Annotated in this window: 3 protein-coding genes and 1 pseudogene; 1 reads left to right on the top strand and 3 read right to left on the bottom strand. The window is 61.4% G+C overall.

All coding sequences use genetic code 11. The features are described 5' to 3' along the window. Positions 1-230: 230 nt before the first annotated feature. The 3 genes and pseudogenes from ATN37_RS00320 to ATN37_RS32195 form a co-directional block, all read right to left on the bottom strand. Positions 231-746: a hypothetical protein gene (locus ATN37_RS00320; RefSeq protein WP_218694589.1), complete on the bottom strand. Its 516-nt coding sequence runs from the start codon at positions 744-746 to the stop codon at positions 231-233. Between the two features lie 350 nt (positions 747-1,096). After that, positions 1,097-1,828, bottom strand: a pseudogene (locus tag ATN37_RS00315) (MBL fold metallo-hydrolase). Between the two features lie 377 nt (positions 1,829-2,205). Continuing rightward, a complete protein-coding gene (locus tag ATN37_RS32195; RefSeq protein ID WP_256933069.1) occupies positions 2,206-2,331 on the bottom strand; it encodes a hypothetical protein in 126 nt (41 codons plus the stop codon). Positions 2,332-3,437: 1,106 nt separating this feature from the next. Between ATN37_RS32195 and ATN37_RS00310 the strand changes: the two genes are divergently transcribed. Next, positions 3,438-3,725, top strand: a complete 288-nt coding sequence (locus ATN37_RS00310; protein WP_256933068.1) for a hypothetical protein — start codon at positions 3,438-3,440, stop codon at positions 3,723-3,725. Positions 3,726-3,929: the final 204 nt, after the last annotated feature.

The raw sequence follows: 3,929 nt of genomic DNA, 5'->3' as shown, positions 1-3,929 counted from the left end.
ACCACCGCCGACGCCGCCAAGTCGGGCTCGGCCGATTGACCCCCATAGAATACGAGACCATCATGACCACACCAGCCACTCAGGCTGCGTGACTCAACCTGTCACCTGATCGTGCAGCAGACCCACCTGAATTCGCTTTTAGGTTCGGGTGCTGGTTTGAGATCCTTGTGGAAGTGAGATGGGGTTCCGCATTCGCAGTTGCTGCTCGCGGTTGGTCGTCGGGAGCGAGTCTACGGATCGTTTTCCTCGAATCCGATGTACAGGATGTCGTGGAGATCGTCGGGTTTTCGGGTGTTGTGGCGGAAGCGGACCCGGTCCCCGCGTCTGGGTTTCGTGGGCACGCTTGTGACACGTCGAATGTGGCCACCTTCAGGGTGTTCCGCCGTAGTCGTGATGTGGTAGCTGGCTTCACTGTCGGAGATGTTGTGTGGGTCGATGACCACTGAGGTGATGGTGCCGACCGACTCCTCGCCGTCGGCGTACATCGCCGTCTCGAGTCTGGCCAGCGTCATGAAGTAGGGGAAGATCGACGCCAGCAGTACTCCGATGTCCAGGAACCAGATCCACCACGGACCCTCCCCGGAGATGGTGATGTACCAGCTGATGGCCAGCATGACGACGAACGCGCACACGCCGACGACGCCCAGTACATGAAAGATGCGCTCCAATACGGCCAGGCGGCGGATGCGTGTCCGCGTCTCGGGAGTGCGCGCGTGGGCCGACCATTGCTCGAATCTGGTGTTCATGGGGCGAACCTCCCGGCCGCGTCTTCGTGCAGAAACGGCGAGAGGAGTCCGATCACGATCGGCTCGCACATCGTTTCCGATTGAGTCATGATTCACCCCTCGTCGACGTCGAGTCGATTCCGACGACATTCGCATCTTTGTCGACTGAGTTCGGTCTTGACTACGTTGGCGCAGGATTGAGTGTCCATCGTCGGCCGGAATACAGCGCACCTTTCGAATACTGTATATCCGCGAGGTCGACCTCCCCGGTCGCCACTGACCACTCCGGACATGGCGAAGCCGCCGACACCGAAAAGGGCGTCCAGCGGCTGCACCGGGTCGGTGCCCGTCGTGCGTTGGAGCACTTTCCTTCATTCCAACATGGCGTCAGCGGCGAACGGATTGGTCGCGGACTGTATCCGTTTGTAAGCGCTTGTGAGTACGGCCTCACCGTGTCCGAGGCCTGCGATGTGTGCTTTCGTGGCGGCGAGTTTCGAGAGCGAGCGGGCCGCACGTGCGATCGGTGTTGAAGACGCCGAGGATCACCTCTCCGTGGAACTCGGCCACTGCGTCACCGGTGAGCACCGCATCGGGGCTTGGCAGGCACAGCGCGATACTTCCCGGGGTGTGCCCTGGTACCGCGATGACACGGGCCCCGCCCGCGAAGTCCCATTCGTCCCCGTCTCGGACTTGATGGTCCACACGACAGGTAGGACCGTGCGGCGCCTTGTTGCTGTCGGCGTGGATCGTTCGCTCGAGATCTGTCAATTGGGGAATCGGCCCGCTCTCGGTGCCGGATACGAATGCTGAATCATCTGCACCTGCTACAACTTCGACGGTGGACCATGTCGCTATCTCGGCGGCGGAACCTGCGTGATCGTCGTGGAAACGAGTAAGCACGATCCGCTTCTCGTCTGTGCCGTCCCTACCGAGCGCGGACAGTGTTTGTCCGATCAGGGCGGCGCTGTCCGGCCATCCTGTATCGACGAGCGTCACGCCGTCTTCGTCTAGCCAGAGGTAGCAGTTGAGCAGGTGCGCCGACCCACCGTCGATACGGAGTCGATACAGCGACGGTACGAGCTGCAGAAGTCAGGCGATCGCATCCACCGAAGGTATCCGGGCGGTGAAGCCCTCAGCGCTCCTTTCGCTCTCACCGAACGACCCAGGTCACCCGGCGAACCCCGATTCGGGCCCTGGGCGACACCGACCGCCCCGGATATGACGAAACCGCCGGCACCGAAAAGGGTGTCCAGCGACTTCACAGGGTCGTGCCCGTCGTGCGCCTCTCGGCAAGTGGCCGCTCGAAGCGGCAGTTCTTTCGGTGGTACCCGGGGCAAAGAATCTCAGCACCGACAGCCTCTATAACGAGCATCCCCGCAGGCACGCACGATCCGACAACATACGACCGCACTATCGGCCTCAACAGAGTCAGCAGGATTGTCGGCAGGCCGAAGCTGCGTGGGTGGGCTCTGTTATGTCTTCAGCGGACGAGGCGGTGCCCGAGAGGTACGCCGAAGGGCTGAGCCGCGGCCAGTGATCCGAGTGATCGGGTTACGAAGGCGATGACGAGAGCTCCGGTTATGAGGAACAGTGCTTTTCGTTTCACGACATCTCCGTTTCGAGGTGTGTTAGACACGACGGGCTTCCTGCCGCAGGTAGTTGCCGAGGGTAACTAGATTCGGCGTTCTGCGCTCCGTAGCAAGGCAGCCCTGACGGCCACACAAGATAGGGGACCGTCAGGGCTGGTAAACGAACAACAGCATCGCTATACGTTTACAATCCGACCATACCTGCAACGGTAGCCGTATTGTAACCTCGGGGCCTTTTCATCTCCGACTTCGCCCTCTGTCGCAATTCGGCGGGGCGCGTGATGTTTGAGTTCGCAGTGGCAACCCCAGGCGACGTCGAGAGCGACTCTCGGATCGGAATGACATCCGCAGGGCAGGAACTTCGGTGATCTTGCTGCAGTCTCAGCCGTTCGGCCGGCGAGATCCATGGGCCGTCGTAAACCACACTGCTGCAGCGTCGGCATTGCGTGCAGTATGCACCGTTTTTCATCAGCTACTACAACTCTCGGCGTCCGGGGCCCGACCCGCGGAAGATCTTAGTCGGCGCAGTCGAGGCGAGAGCTGCCAGCTCGGGACTGGGCAGCGTGGCTGACCGTGTTACCGACATCGAGCTGCCGCGGCAGCTGTATACCGCATGAGGGGAATGCCAAACCTCAATCTCGTCGGGCATTTTCGAAATCCAGGGGTGTTGCTAGAAGGGCCACCAGCGAGTGTGTGATCAGCACGCTGGCGGCCCGGGGTGCGCCGAGAACCGAGGCGGAAGCGGCGCACCGTTTGTGGTGCCCTGCCGACTGTCCGGGGGATCGCGTCGGCAGGGCTACGCCATACTCGAAGTTTGGGGGTTCGAGCGATGCCGCCGAGGAAAATCTACGGATCCGAGGGTTCCGATACCAGTCTTCGCGGAGTCACAGATACTTGAGTGTTGAACTATCCCCAATTCATGGACAGCGCATGGGGATAACTGATCCGAGCGCGAAACTCTCGAACTGTTTCGCTGCGCGAATGTTCAGAGATTCCGTGGGAAAATAACGCCCGAGGCTTCAGGATTCGCAGCTTGGGTTCGAGACCAGATCGTGGCCCGCGGCTATGAAAGTCCAGAGGAAGCAGCTCGGGCGCTCGGTGTGTATCCATCCCAGATGCGTCAGTGGACAAGGATCTCGCGGTCCCCGACCCCGCAGGTGCTGCGGCGCGTCGCAGCGTTGTTCGATGCGCCTGTGCAGGATTGATCGCCGCCGGGTTCATGACGGAAGAGGAGAACCGGCCGTTGTCGCCCACACGGAAGTCGCTGCAGCAATTGTCGAACAAGCAGATTCTCGACGAGATTCGGCGCCGGACTGCCGGAGACTTGGGAGGGCCGCCGATTCCTGTCCGGGTGGACGGAGTTCTCCATTCGCCGGATGGCCCGCCCACAGTGTTCGTCAGTTACACCTAGGCGGGCCGCGCACGGCGAGCCGGCAAAGGCGAACGGCACGAGGGATACTACTTCTCGAGTATGGGGCCGAACCGCGCTTTGAATCGCCCTGGGTTCGGTGGAGACTTCTGGCCTTGGAAACGAGGATGGAAGCATGCCGAATGAACGGGTGTCAGGGAGGCCGACGATGCGGCGGTATTCGCCGGAGGAGAAGGCCGGTGCGGT

It is taken from the genome of Rhodococcus sp. MH15, assembly GCF_019266045.1.
In the GTDB taxonomy this organism is placed as follows: Bacteria; Actinomycetota; Actinomycetes; order Mycobacteriales; family Mycobacteriaceae; genus Rhodococcus_F; species Rhodococcus_F qingshengii.
This window is presented reverse-complemented; position numbering and strand designations above follow the sequence as displayed.